Here is a 13,953-nt window from a genome sequence, read left to right as displayed (position 1 = left end):
GATATAAAAAAAGCATCGGTAGCGAGGCTTTAAATGAGTTGTTTTTGTCAGAATTATGGACTTGTGCAACGGTTACCGGTGTTGGGCACAGTTATTTATGGAATAATGGTCCCATTCTAATCTCATTTATTTCATAATCTATTTTCTGTTTTTTATTTTTTGGATAAAAATGTAAACACCACGAATTATGATAATTTGCGAGCCATTCAAATTTCAAAAATATTTTGGAATTGTCACGATGTTTGGTGAGCATTTCCAAAATATAATTTTTATGAATAATTAAATCTTTTCCATTGTGATTTGGTTCATCAGTTCTATCATACGGCATAAAATTTATGTAGTCAATAAATATTTGTCTATCGGTTTTATCTTCCCAAGAATAAGTTTCTCTTAACCAGATTTGTTCATCATAATCACATTCCTCATTTACATATTTTATAAAATATCTAGGAATTAAAATTCTTGGATATATTGCCTTACTTGATTCATTGCGGTAGGCTTCTACTAAAGCTTTGCTAAAAATTAATCTATCATTCGAATAGTGCTTTCCGATTGCAAGTGAACCTCGAAGAAGTATTCCTTCTTGATGGAAGTTTTTCTGAATTCTTGGGATTAATTGCATAAATGGGTCAAAATTCCTTCTAGATTTAAGAATTGAAATGCAAAAACAATCAGAAAATAAGTTAATTTGAAATGAGTTTTCGTTCCATTTATTGAGACTTTTTAGCTCATCAATAGATTTTTTAATAAGACTATCTAGTTTCTGTATTAAAGTAATCGCTTCTTTGTCAGAAACAGAATCTATTAGATTCGCATATCCTAGAATATCAACAAACGCAACAAAATGATTTTCATATGAGATTGACTTCACTATCGATAGTTTTAAATATAAACGGTCTTGGGCACAGTTATTTAATTTTTATAAGTCGTATTACAATAAGGATGAGTTATTTGTCCATTTTCTGGATTTCCTTTTCCTCCATCTTGTTTTCTGTCAATATGGTCGATAGTAATTGAGTTTTTATGAATAAATCCTTTACAAATTTGACATTTGACACCATTTTTCAAAGCTTCTTTTATAAAAACTTCAGATTTGGAATCTGTTGTAAAGTTGCTGAAAATTTCTTTAGATTCTGGTGTTGATTGTAAGGTTATATAATCAAATTTAGTAGTTTGAATTATTTCTTGAACACTTTCTTTTACAGATTTACCGTCTAATAATTTTTTATTTATTTCGGTGTAAAATTCAACTACGTGTGGAATAGCTTTAAATGCACTTCTATATTTTCTTGATATTTGCTGAATAATATATTCATAACCGAGTAAAAATTCTTCAAACTTCTCTCTAGTCTTTATAAAGTCGTTATACTTGTTTCTTTTGTCTAGTTCTTTTACATACGCTAATGTGAAATAAAACGAAGCTGGCTTATGTTTGCCCTCTATTGAATAAAAATATACAATTGGATGTAAACCAAGAGACGAAGGATGAACACTATTTAAACGCCAAGCTAATTTCCTTACATTTTTTAAATATCTCAATGTTTGTGAACCATCTATATCATCATCTAGATTTTCTGAAAAATTTGGACCAATATTACTGCTCATATTTACAAACTCTAAAATAAGAGGTAAACTTTGTGCCGAAGCTAGTTTTCCACCAATTGGAATATCCAATGTTTTTACTGGTGTTCTTAATGTAGGATTGTAAATTATATTATGAATTTCTTTTGATATTTTTTGAATATCTGCTTGAATTTCTGCCGAGAAGTCAGACCAATATTTATGTCCTTGACCTCCTCGAATAATAGCTCTTGCTGCTATACAATTTCCTTTTTTTCTAGATTCAAGAATTTTTAATTCAGTCGGGTCAATTTTAGAGGGTTGTTGATTTATTTTAAAGAATGATTTTTCAGCTTTTTTGGCGTCTCCATCTACCCATTGAACTTGTATCGAAAAAGCACCTAAATTTTTTGCTTTTTGAATTAGGTCCTCATTTCCATTTTCTTGAAGTGGTGCATTTATTATATCTTGATATTTTCCAATCCTTTTGTTGATTAATTTCCTTGTTCTTTCTGCAATGTCCTTAAATTCTTCATTTAAACTGTCTCCAAATAATTTTTGAGAAATTTCTCCATCTCCATAATCGTCTTTTATCCAAGATATCAATGCACTAAGTCTATGAGCACCATCAATAACAAAATATAAACCAGTATTATTTCTCCAAAGAATAATTGCTGGTATTAATTCTCCATTAATAAAGCTCTCAATAAATTCAACAATTTTTTTCGCATCCCATTCATTCGTTTCTCTTTGAAAATCTGGTTTTCTTAAAAATGGGTAAAAGAAGCCACCTGTAAAATTAGAAATCGATATTGAGTTGAATAAATTAGTAGAGTTTTGACTTCCTATTACTTCAAAATCTTCTCTTGGTATAATTGCATCTAAGTTTACCTTTGCCATTCTTTATTTTTGTTTTTACTGCGTTTCCTCTAATTGTGCCCAACTACTGTATATCGTACATGTGTGATATTTCTATTGTGTGTGTTTATCAACAAATCTACTCTATTTTTCTCTAAAATGAATTATAACGTCTTGTTTCTGAGCAAACTTCATGTGATATGTTCATTTCGTAGTTTTTGTTTTGCTGAGTACAAACGACTAAAAGCACTTATAAACGTTTGTAACGCTTATAAACATACCTATCATATTTAGTATATCGTTACTGTTTTCCGTACTCTAATAAAATAAAAAGAATAGACTCGCTTATTTTAAATAGAAGCATTTCCCAAAACCTCTACTTCCCCTTCCTCACATCCCATAAAAACACCCCTACCATCACCACCATAAATAATGCAAATGGGAGGGAAGTGATAATCAATAACTTTTGGAGGGCTTGGAGTACGTCAACCTCTGGACGGGCATTACCCAGGACAATCATAGCGATAGCAAATAAGGCAATACCAACAGACCAAATAAGACGATGTCTGCGTTTGGGTTCGGGGTTGCCTTCATCGGTAAACATACTCAGCACAAAGACAGCGGAGTCTACTGAGGTGACGAGAAAACTAATTAATAAGATAATCGTTATGATGTTGAGTACACTGGCTAATGGGTAGTTTTCAAAAAAGACAAAAATGGAAGAAAATACGTTGCCAAATTCGTTGTTATAGCTTCCCCAACTTTCGATGAGGGTAAAGGCACTATCGCCAAAGACGCTAAACCAAAAAAATGTCCCCATCGCCGGAATGATTAAGACACCCAGCAACAATTCTCTGATGGTTCTTCCTCGAGAGATACGGGCGATAAAGATGCCTGTAAACGGTGCCCAAGCGATCCAAAATGCCCAGTAATAATAGGTCCAATCTGTTAAGAAGGCTTCGCCGGGATTGTAATCTCCCAACGCAAGACTGAGTGGAATAAAATCTTTGATGTAGTGGATAACCGCTTTCGCGAAAGCGGACAAAACCGCCACCATATCGCTTTGAATAAATATATAGATCAGAATGGCAAGCGTAATCCAAATGTTAAGCGTAGAGATGCGTTTGATGCCTTTGTGCATTCCTTTCCAAACCGAAAGAAAGGCGAGAATAGCGATGCACACGGTAATCCCAATGGTCGTCCACAATCCAAAATTTCCTTGGGTGATGTGATTGAGACCGCCATTGATTTGTGTCGTGCCTAATCCCACAGCGCCAACGAGTCCAAAAACAGTAGTGACGGTTGCAAGAATATCAATCCCATGTCTGGGAAGTCGGTGTTTGGTGATGCTATGAATAGACGCACTGATGAGCGCCGAACGTTTTTTGGTAAAAAGGGAATAGCCTATAACCAGCGCAAAGAGTCCGTAGAATGCCCAAGCGGTAAATCCCCATTGGTAAAAGGTGTATTCTAAGGCGATGATGTCTACCGAAGCATTCGTTTGTATCGGCGGATTTTGTTGCATAAATACAGGTTCTTGCACGGCTCGTAAGAGAATCCCTGCCCCCATGCCCGCACTGTAAAGCATAGCAATCCACGCCCAACGCGAAAACTCTGGGACATCATCTGGACTGCCTAATTTTTGTTTCCCGAAAGGGGAAATCGCCAAACCCACCATAAAGAGGACACAAAATAATCCTAGATACAGATAGAAACGTCCAAACCACGTGCGGACCCACAAAGAGGATTCCTCAATAGCCGTGTAAAAACCCTCAGTATTGATAAATACAAAGCCTGCAAATAGCAGGAGGATTCCAATAGAAATCGTAAGAACTGGGTATTTTTTGATGTGTGCTAAAAGTGTCAGGGAATATTGGTTTTATGATCAAGGACTAAGGTAGTTAAAATATGTTTTTTATTCCCGTCTTTTGACGATCGCACTTTGACAAGCTCAGTGTGATATTCAGAATAAACTCTGGCGGGAATTTCAAAATACTATCTTCTCTTCCTTGCCTCTGACGAATGACTTTAGGAATGAGAGGAAGGTAATGGGAAACGAAAGATGAAGAGATTTATATATTCTTTCTATTCTTTTTTTCATTGCCAAAAAAAGAACCAAAAAAGACTAGGCTGGCGAAACCTTGTCTAAATTTTTTGTTCAATTCCTGAATTTCATAAACTCGCTATGCTCAGACAGTATGAAATTCTACGGAATTTTCACTTCAAATTTTACGACAACCTTTCGAAGGCCAGAAACAAATTATTTAGATATTTTTGAAAATTGAAAATTTCAGTCGAATATCCCTTTTTACCCCGTCCTAAAGGGTGGGCATATTCTTTGCTAGTCATTGTGTTCTATTTTTCGCTTCCTTCCTTGCCTCCGACGAATGACTTTAGGAATGAGAGGAAGGCAATGGGAAATAAATAATAGATATGTCAGAATCTGTTTTCTTTTTTTATCAATAAAAAAAGGGACATCTTTCGACGTCCCTTTGGATACAATTACTTAAAAAGTAACTACTGTTTTACAGGTTTCGTTTTTATTTCATTACCGTCTTTGTCCAGCAAGATCACTTCATCAAAGCCCATTTTTTCAAATTGTGCGTATTGAGTAGCGGCATCTCCTACCACGAGGTACGCCATTTTTGATTCATCAAGGTATTTATTAGCAAGCGCTTTGTGCTGCTCTAAGGTCATATTACGAACGGTTGCTTCTTCATCCTCAATATAATTAGGAGCAAGATCGTAGGCACTCATTTCTTGTAACATCCCTAATAAAGCGCCTTGTGTTTCAAAACGTCGTGCATTTGACTTGATCAACGCATTCTTGGTAAAGTCAAGGTCTTCTGCTGTGATTCCTTCTTTGTAACGCGCAATCTCATCTTTAAAGATTTGTACAGATTCTCCTGTGGTATTGGTACGTACGCTAGAAGAAGCCGTAAAGGTTCCAGGAATTTTTGTACCGCTGAAATTGGTACGTGCTCCGTAGGTATATCCTTTCTCTTCACGAAGGATAGAATTTACAACACTATTAAAAGTACCTCCTAATTTATAATTCATCACTTCGGCAGGGTAGAAGTCTTTATCAGAACGTGCCAGTCCGATATATCCAATATTAATCACCGATTGTTTTGCATTTGGGACATCTACAAATAATAAAGAAGACTTATCTCTTTGTGTAGGAATCTCATAGGTAGGAATAGTAACTTCTTTTGCAGCCCATTTCGTTTCAAGATCTTTTAAGGCTTCAAGGACACTTTCTTTTTTGATCTTTCCTACAATATGGAATCTACTAACAGATGGCGAGAAATTGTTGTTGTAAAACGCTTTTAAGTCATCCATCGTAATATCATTTACAGATGCTTCTGTACCGCTTGTTGGATATGAGAAGATATGATTGTCTCCGTACAATGTTTTTGTATAGATATTATTTGCAATCACATTTGGATTGGCACTAGAACGCTTAATGCTATTAACGGTTGCTATTTTAATACGTCCAAATTCTTCTTCGTCCCAACGTGGTTCTAAAAGAATTTCTTCGATAAGATCCATCGTGGCGTCAAAGTTACGTGTCAGCGTATTTCCTTGTATGGTAATAGCGTCACGTGAAGTAAACATTCTGATGCTTGCCCCAAGGCTTTGGATTGCTTTTTCTAGTTCGGCAGGTGTCTTTGTCGCTGTTCCTTCCATCATGATATCTGTCATCAGGTTGGCAACACCGTTTTTATCTTTACTATCTAATAGATGACCTCCTTCAATCACAAGATTAAAGTTGACGGTAGGAATTTCATTTTGCTCAATACCGTATACTTCCAGACCGTTATCAAGTTCAGCTGTCCAGCTACTAGGGATGTTTAATGCTGGTGAAGGACCCTGTGCTGGCTCTACAGAGCGGTCAAAAACAGAGGGTGTTTTTACTGCTACAGCATCTACTTCTTCTTTTACTTCTTTAACAATATTCTCCGTAATCGCTTCTTCAACGACAGGCGCCTTTATAGAATTTTCTGCAATAAGATCTAATTGTCCTTTTGGTACAAAGCTGGTCAATACAAAAGGCTTGTCTTTGATATACGTATTATATACACGCATAATGTCTGCTTCGGTAACCTTCTTAATGTTTTCGATATCATCAATGATAAAACTTGGTTCTCCAGCAAATACATTATATCGTGCCATTTGGAAAGATTTCCCAAGTACACTACTGATTCCGTTATAGAAGTCGGTTTCCAGACTTGCTTTGATGCGGTCTACATCTCCTTCTTTAATTCCATTGGTTTCAAAACGTTGCATTGCTTCAAAAATTCCAGCTTCTACCTCGTCAAGATCTTTTCCTGCAGTGGCAGTGACTACAATATGAAACTCTCCCGCTAATTCTTGTGCATTGTTGTATGCAAAGGCATTTGAGGTCAATTCTTTTTCTTTGACAAGCACTTCATAGATAGGTGCTTCTTTTCCTCTGGATAGGATTTCTGCAAGGAAGTTGAGTGCATAGGCATCTTCTGTATATTGCTCTACCGTGGGCCATACCATATTTAATTGTGGCGCTTGCGCGAAATTATCCTCGTGGTATAAACGCTTGGTTTCTTCAAGAGTCACACGTTGTGGCTCAAGTTTTGGAACGTCTTGTCCTCGTTTGATTTCGCCAAAATACTTCTCGATCATGGCTTTGGCTTCTTCGGTTTCAAAATCTCCGGCTAGTACTAGTGTCGCATTGTTCGGACCGTAGTATTTTGCATAAAATTCTTTGACATCATCAATTGTTGCGTTCTGAAGATCTACTAGTTCTCCAATCACTTGCCAGTTGTACGGATGTCCTTCTGGATAGAGGTTTTTATCAAGTACCCAGTTGGTATGTCCGTAAGGATTGTTATCTACACGTTGACGCTTTTCATTTTGAACGACTTCTTGTTGGTTGTAAAAAGCAGCTTCAGTTACCGTATTAATAAGGTATCCCATACGATCACTTTCTAACCACATCACCATTTCCATCGCATTGTTAGGAACGACTTCATAATAGATGGTGCCATCTTTCCAAGTTCCTCCATTCAGAGTTCCTCCAGCATCTTGAATCTTTTTAAAGAATTGATCTTGAGGTACATTTTCTGACTCTTGGAAGAGCATGTGCTCAAAAAGGTGAGCAAATCCTGTACGTCCCGTTTTTTCACGATTAGATCCTACACCATACTGAATGGCTAAAGAAACAATAGGATCACTTTTATCTTGATGTAAGATCACATCAAGTCCGTTTTCAAGTTCGTACTTTTCATAGTCTACAGAGAGTGATGCGCTTTCTTCGCTATCACCACTGCTTGTACTATCTGTACATGCCATAAAAAAACTAGAGAATATGAGTGCCATAAACGCTAGTTGTAAAGATTTTTGTATCGTCATTTTTTCGTTGATTTAGAAGTGTACAAGGTACAATACTCTCATTGCCTATAAAAGTGTGTTTTAGTTAAAATATTTAACATTTGAAAGGGTGAATATGCTTTAAAAAGAAGTGTTGTTTTTAAGGGGTTTCGTGCTGTATACGTTTTCACGAAAGTGTAAAAGAATAGCATACTCATATCTGTGATCATTTTTTCCTACCTTTAAGGATGGCATATTGGGTATCAACATTAGTAGTCATTCTTATAATATATATCGTTATAAGTTTGTTACTGTATTATTTACAGGATTATTTTCTATTTAAGCCTGAGAAGTTACCCGCAGATTTTCAGTTCTATTATGAAAATCAGGAAGTCGATGAATACAATATAGAAACGCGTGATGGCGCTGTCCTCAATGGGCTTCATTTTAAGGTAAAAAAGCCGAGAGGGATCGTCTTATACCTCAAAGGAAATTCTAAGAGTATCAAGGGTTGGGGAAAATTTGCTGTCGATTTCACACGTAATGGGTATGATGTAGTCATGATGGATTACAGAGGCTTTGGGAAAAGTACAGGGCGGCGTAATCAAAAAGCACTCAAGCGCGATTTGCAAGTGATTTATAATAAATTGAAAGAGCATGTAGACGAAAAGCATATTATCTTATATGGACGTAGTTTAGGCTCTGGGCTTGCCACGAAGATTGCTTCTGTAAATAATCCAAGAATGTTAATTCTGGACGCACCTTATTATAGTCTGACCAAAGTAACGGCACGATATGCCCCTTTTATGCCGTTATCTCTGTTAATAAAATATCCCTTGCCTACCTATAAATGGCTTAAATACGTACAATGTCCTATTCATATTATCCACGGGACGGACGATAAATTGATCCCGTATAAAACCAGTGTCAAGCTTTCTAAGATCAAACCTAAATTGACAAAGCTCTATACCATTATAGACGGCGGTCATAAGAACCTAAATAACTTTGAGAGCTATCATAAAATGCTCACAGAAATTCTTACCTCTACACCTAAAGAAGCTAATTTAGAAGGTTCTAGCTTTAAAGTGATTCATAACACAAAACGCAAAAACGCATAACCCAACACTACAGTGTTTATAGTATTTAACACTGATATTTAGGTAGTTATGGTTTGATCTGTATTCCTGAAAACAGAGATACACTTCTTGTAATCCCTATTTTTTCTTTCCATCTTCGTACAAGATTTACTGATCTATTATTCAGTGGATCAAAATATTATATCTGTTATAAATTGAATTTAATAGAAAATAAAAAGTGATTTTATTACGGGAAGTTCAACTTATAAAAGGTATTAGAATACTCTGATCAGGTGTTTTTACAAAAGCGGAAACCGAAAAGCTTCATAAAGAGAGTAGGTACTATTTTTAATAATAAACTATTATGAAAAATTCAAAAATGATCATGGCAGTCGTATGTATTGCATTAGCATTAGTATATGCTTGTACTGTAGATGAAGATACAAAAACACCAGAAGCAGCAGCAGCAGTAACTGAGGTTATTGGTGTACAAGAAAACGGAGAGTTTCATATCAATGACCAAGAAGGACTTAAAGCAAAGTGGGAAAAGACGCTTCTAGAACAAGGATATGACGTGACCCTTGAGCGATTTGATTTTGTACCAGGTGATTTGGTAGGAGACGAAACATCTAATATGATCCTCATGGCTTCCAATGCAGAGGGAACTGTAAAAATTGCTACTGCTATTACGCTAGGGAAGGAGGTTAACAGTAAGCGTCCTGTTATCAGTAACCGTGGTACAGTGACTTGTTCAGGGTGTAGTGCAGGATGTAGTCCGACAGAGCACGCAGAATACGGTTGGATTTGTTCACCTTGTGTTACATCTGGTGGATGTACGAAAACAGAAACTATAGAAACAGAATCACTTCAAGGAAACTAACAGACCATTAAAGTCTATTTCGATATTAATATATACCTATTCAACATATTTTTAAGTGATCCCCCAAACCTTAGCTACCGTCGCAGTCGCTAAGGTTTTTTTGTGATGATACACATACGTAAACCTTTGTAGGATAATTAGATATGTTATTAAAATTCATGAATATTGGGCTAAGTTTCTTGGATGCAATTTGATATTATTATATATTTAACTCAAACATAACTAGTTATTTAGACAGAATCTCTGGATGTCTTTAATTGGTCAGAGTATGTATCATTTTAATTATTTAAGTGATGTTAAAGAAAATTTTAAATGTAAAAGGCGCTCAGAAATTGAGCAAAAAAGAACAAGAGCAAGTAAGCGGAGGATCTGTACCAACTACGTGTAATACTGATTCAGACTGTATAATACCTGGAGAACCTTTCTGTATTTATGCGTGTATAGATACAGGCGGAGGTAATAAACAATGTGTATATGACAACTTAACTTGTTTTGGTGGTTTAGGAGGATAACCCCTCTGTTTGTCAGCAGATAGGTATGAACCACAGCTTGTCTGCTGACTTCTTATAATTTTGCCAATACATTTTGAAGTGATTCAAAAACAAGTATCTTCGTGTATCACAAATTAATAACGCGTATGCGTACCTTAAAAAGAGGCGCAATCCTCCTGTTTATTTTGGCAAATATCTATGCAATTTTATGTGGCGGACTCTATTTTTTTCAAGAGAGTATGCTTTTTCATCCCGAACAATTACCTAAAGAATATGTGTTTGAGTTTGAAGAACCTTTTGAAGAAGTGTATCAATCTGGAAAAGATGGTGTACAACTACATGGGCTTCATTTTCCAGTACCAGATGCCAAAGGGGTGATTTTATATTTCCATGGGAATGCAGGCAGTGTAAGACGTTGGGGAGAGATCACTCGCTTTTTCGTTCAAAAAGAATATGCAGTGATCGTGATGGATTATCGCAATTATGGCAAGAGTGAGACGTCTAATGATCAAGTAACCCATCCAGAACAGGCTCTGTATAACGATAGTGAGGTTTGGTACGCTTTCGCGAAAGCGAACTATCCCGAATCCCAAATCCACGTATATGGTAGAAGCCTAGGAACCACTTTTGCTACCTACGTTGCCAGTAAAAATAATCCTAAAAATCTCACTTTAGAAACACCTTTTTATAGTATAGAAGATGAAGCAAAATCACGTTTTAAATGGCTTCCTGTAAAAAGATTATTAAAATACAAAATGCCTACCTATCTTCATATCGATGATGTTTCTTGCCCAGTTACCATATATCACGGAACTGATGATGATGTGGTTGCTTATGAAAACGGACAGAAACTGTTTGAAAAAGTCAGCACTTCATCTAAAGAATTTATCACCATTCCAGACGGAGGGCATAATAACCTTGTCAATTTTAAAGAATACACAGAGACTATAGACCGAGTTCTTGAAAAAGAATAGCACACGTAACGATGAATAAGAAGCGACGTCTAATAATTATTGTTCTTTCTTAGAAAGTGATTATGTATAAGAAAACACTTCGTACCCTATTAAAAATATACCTGAGTACATGGGGTGTGTTTATGCTATTATATTGTTTTGGAATTTGGAGAGCAAACGTTTCTTTTGTAGAAGGAATTAAACAATTAGGCGTTTTTGTGCCTACCCAGAATTTTCTCATTGGATTTCATGTTTTATTCACGCTCGTTTGCATCCTATTTCTCATTGTACGCTATACTATACTTGGCTTCAAGCAAAAAGGGTGGTCACTGGCACTGAGACGATTTAGCTTTTCTTTAGTGATTCCACTATTTGTAATATACATGAGTATCAAAGGAATTGTCTCTTTTAATAGCTCAGAGTTTTTTAATTATACGTGGGATTACAGCATAGAAAACACCTCAGGAAAAGCGACAAATCTTTATGAAAAAGATGGGAAACATAGAGGGATGAGTGTGTTTTGGTCGTATGATAAAGAAGATCTCCAAAAAGCGACGAAAGATCTAATAAAAGATAATATAGAATGGGCTACCGTCATCCCATTTATAGATCAACAAAGTGAAACAACGCCTAAGGTTAGCGGTCAAGTTCAACCCGGTGTTTGGTCCCGTCGAGATTCTGTGGTGATCGCACAGATTGGACGTTTACAAGAAAAAGGAATCCGAGTGCATTTAAAACCACATATCTGGTTAGTAGACGGCTGGCGATCCAATATTACACTTTCACAAGAAGACTGGTCAGGATGGTTTGAAAGCTATCAAGAACGGATGTTGCAATATGCACGTATTGCCGAAAAGACAGGTGTTCCCTTGTTTTGTATTGGTACAGAATTGCGAACTGCCATCCAACATCAACCTGATGCTTGGTTGCCATTTATCAAAAAGATTAAAAATATCTATTCTGGAAAACTGACATACGCTGCCAATTGGGACGATCCTATAGAACGGATTCCGTTTTGGTCGGCGTTGGATTATATTGGAATTCAAGCCTATTTTCCGTTGACTACTGAAAAAAGTCCAGACCTAGAAACCATTAAAACAGGTTGGGATACTCATATTGCTGCCTTAAAAAAAGCTTCTGCTCATTACCATAAACCTATTTTGTTTACAGAAATTGGGTACCGAAGTGATGATACTGCAACGATTGCTCCTTGGGAATGGGGCGCCATCACAGGAGCACTTACCAAGAAAAAGTCTGACCAAACCCAACAACTCGCTTATGAAGCCATGTTTCAAAAGCTGTGGGATGAACCTTGGTTTGCAGGCTGTTATATCTGGCAATGGCACACCCGTACGACCGCCGAAAGTGTTGAAAATAGCGTTGACTTCACCCCGCGTTTTAAACCCGCAGAAAATACCATTACCCGATGGTATGGCACTTTAGGAGCACAAACAATTACACCATAAAATGATGTTATTTTGTTTCTTCCCTTGTATCTTTGCACGCTGAAAACGAAGTGGGGTTATACCGCTTTCGCGAACTTGCCTGCCGTGAGGCAGGAGCATACAGAATAATCATTTTGAAGTATCTATTATGAAAGCAGGAATCGTAGGATTGCCTAATGTCGGTAAATCGACTTTATTTAATTGTTTATCGAATGCAAAAGCACAAAGCGCCAATTTTCCGTTTTGTACGATTGAGCCGAATATTGGGGTGGTCAATGTGCCAGATCCACGTCTTCAAAAATTAGAAGAACTCGTCAATCCAGAACGTGTTGTTCCAGCAACGGTAGATATTGTTGATATCGCCGGCCTTGTAAAAGGAGCAAGCAAAGGAGAAGGATTGGGAAATCAGTTTTTGGGAAATATCCGTGAGACCGATGCGATTTTGCACGTATTGCGTTGTTTTGACAACGATAATATTGTACACGTAGATGGAAGCGTAGATCCTATACGCGATAAAGAAACGATCGATATCGAACTTCAATTAAAAGATCTTGATACCGTTGATAAAAAATTAGATAAAGTAAAACGTGCTGCGCGAACTGGAAATAAAGAAGCGCAATCCGAAGAAGCGGTATTATTAAAATTGAAGCAAGGACTGGAAGCAGGGATTTCTGTACGTGCCATTGAAATAGATGACAAAGCACGAGAAGAGTTTGTAAAACCCTTACAGTTTATTACCGATAAACCTGTGATGTATGTTTGTAATGTCGATGAAAATAGCGCAGTGGATGGGAATGCCTATGTAGATCTTGTGCGAGAAAATGTAAAAGATGAGCATGCAGAAGTATTAGTGCTTGCTGTAGGTACAGAAGCAGATATCACAGAACTTGATGATTATGAAGAACGCCAGATGTTTCTAGCAGATATTGGACTAGATGAACCTGGAAGTGCTAAGTTGATTCGTAGTGCCTATAAATTATTAAATCAGCAAACCTACTTTACGGCGGGTGTAAAAGAAGTAAGAGCTTGGACGATAACTGTGGGTTCTACAGCACCACAAGCTGCGGGGGTAATTCACACAGATTTTGAAAAAGGATTTATTCGTGCTGAGGTTATTAAATATAATGACTTTGTCACTTACGGAAGTGAAGCCAAAGTAAAAGAAGCAGGAAAACTAAGCGTAGAAGGAAAAGGATATATTGTTGATGATGGCGATGTGATGCATTTCCTTTTTAACGTGTAAACTTCTTTATTAACATAGATCAAAGAGGCCGTCTAAAAACAATTTAGGCGGTCTTTTGTATTTTGAAGATTTTGGTTCTTTCAGTTTTTAACTCAGTT

Annotated in this window: 10 protein-coding genes; 6 read left to right on the top strand and 4 right to left on the bottom strand. The window is 36.6% G+C overall.

Annotation, left to right across the window (positions count from 1 at the left end; all coding sequences use genetic code 11):
* Positions 1–91: 91 nt before the first annotated feature.
* The 4 genes from Q0505_RS14385 to Q0505_RS14370 form a co-directional block, all read right to left on the bottom strand.
* A complete protein-coding gene (locus Q0505_RS14385; protein WP_299214143.1) occupies positions 92–871 on the bottom strand; it encodes a hypothetical protein in 780 nt (259 codons plus the stop codon).
* A 41-nt stretch (positions 872–912) separates the two neighbouring features.
* Positions 913–2,460, bottom strand: a complete 1,548-nt coding sequence (locus Q0505_RS14380; protein WP_299214141.1) for a DUF262 domain-containing protein — start codon at positions 2,458–2,460, stop codon at positions 913–915.
* A 334-nt stretch (positions 2,461–2,794) separates the two neighbouring features.
* Positions 2,795–4,243 (bottom strand): BCCT family transporter, encoded by a 1,449-nt coding sequence (locus tag Q0505_RS14375; protein WP_366519424.1) that lies wholly within the window; start codon positions 4,241–4,243, stop codon positions 2,795–2,797.
* Between the two features lie 692 nt (positions 4,244–4,935).
* Positions 4,936–7,809: a pitrilysin family protein gene (locus Q0505_RS14370; protein WP_299214140.1), complete on the bottom strand. Its 2,874-nt coding sequence runs from the start codon at positions 7,807–7,809 to the stop codon at positions 4,936–4,938.
* 206 nt (positions 7,810–8,015) lie between these two features.
* Between Q0505_RS14370 and Q0505_RS14365 the strand changes: the two genes are divergently transcribed.
* The 6 genes from Q0505_RS14365 (at position 8,016) to ychF (ending at position 13,855) form a co-directional block, all read left to right on the top strand.
* Positions 8,016–8,885, top strand: a complete 870-nt coding sequence (locus Q0505_RS14365; protein ID WP_299214137.1) for an alpha/beta fold hydrolase — start codon at positions 8,016–8,018, stop codon at positions 8,883–8,885.
* A 322-nt stretch (positions 8,886–9,207) separates the two neighbouring features.
* The gene (locus tag Q0505_RS14360; RefSeq protein WP_299214134.1) at positions 9,208–9,723 is read left to right on the top strand and encodes a hypothetical protein; all 516 of its coding nucleotides are present in this window, start codon (positions 9,208–9,210) and stop codon (positions 9,721–9,723) included.
* 293 nt (positions 9,724–10,016) lie between these two features.
* Complete coding sequence (locus Q0505_RS14355) at positions 10,017–10,235, top strand: hypothetical protein (protein WP_299214131.1); 219 nt, start codon at positions 10,017–10,019, stop codon at positions 10,233–10,235.
* 125 nt (positions 10,236–10,360) lie between these two features.
* The gene (locus Q0505_RS14350) at positions 10,361–11,188 is read left to right on the top strand and encodes an alpha/beta hydrolase (RefSeq protein WP_299214128.1); all 828 of its coding nucleotides are present in this window, start codon (positions 10,361–10,363) and stop codon (positions 11,186–11,188) included.
* 62 nt (positions 11,189–11,250) lie between these two features.
* Positions 11,251–12,633 (top strand): hypothetical protein, encoded by a 1,383-nt coding sequence (locus tag Q0505_RS14345; RefSeq protein ID WP_299214125.1) that lies wholly within the window; start codon positions 11,251–11,253, stop codon positions 12,631–12,633.
* Positions 12,634–12,760: 127 nt separating this feature from the next.
* Positions 12,761–13,855 (top strand): redox-regulated ATPase YchF, encoded by a 1,095-nt coding sequence (gene ychF / locus Q0505_RS14340; protein ID WP_299214122.1) that lies wholly within the window; start codon positions 12,761–12,763, stop codon positions 13,853–13,855.
* The last annotated feature ends 98 nt before the right edge of the window (positions 13,856–13,953 follow it).

Origin of the sequence: uncultured Dokdonia sp. (assembly GCF_937910895.1) — a bacterium.
GTDB lineage: Bacteria > Bacteroidota > Bacteroidia > Flavobacteriales > Flavobacteriaceae > Dokdonia.
Note: the sequence above shows the minus strand (reverse complement) of the source record. Positions and strands in the feature narration are given on the sequence as shown.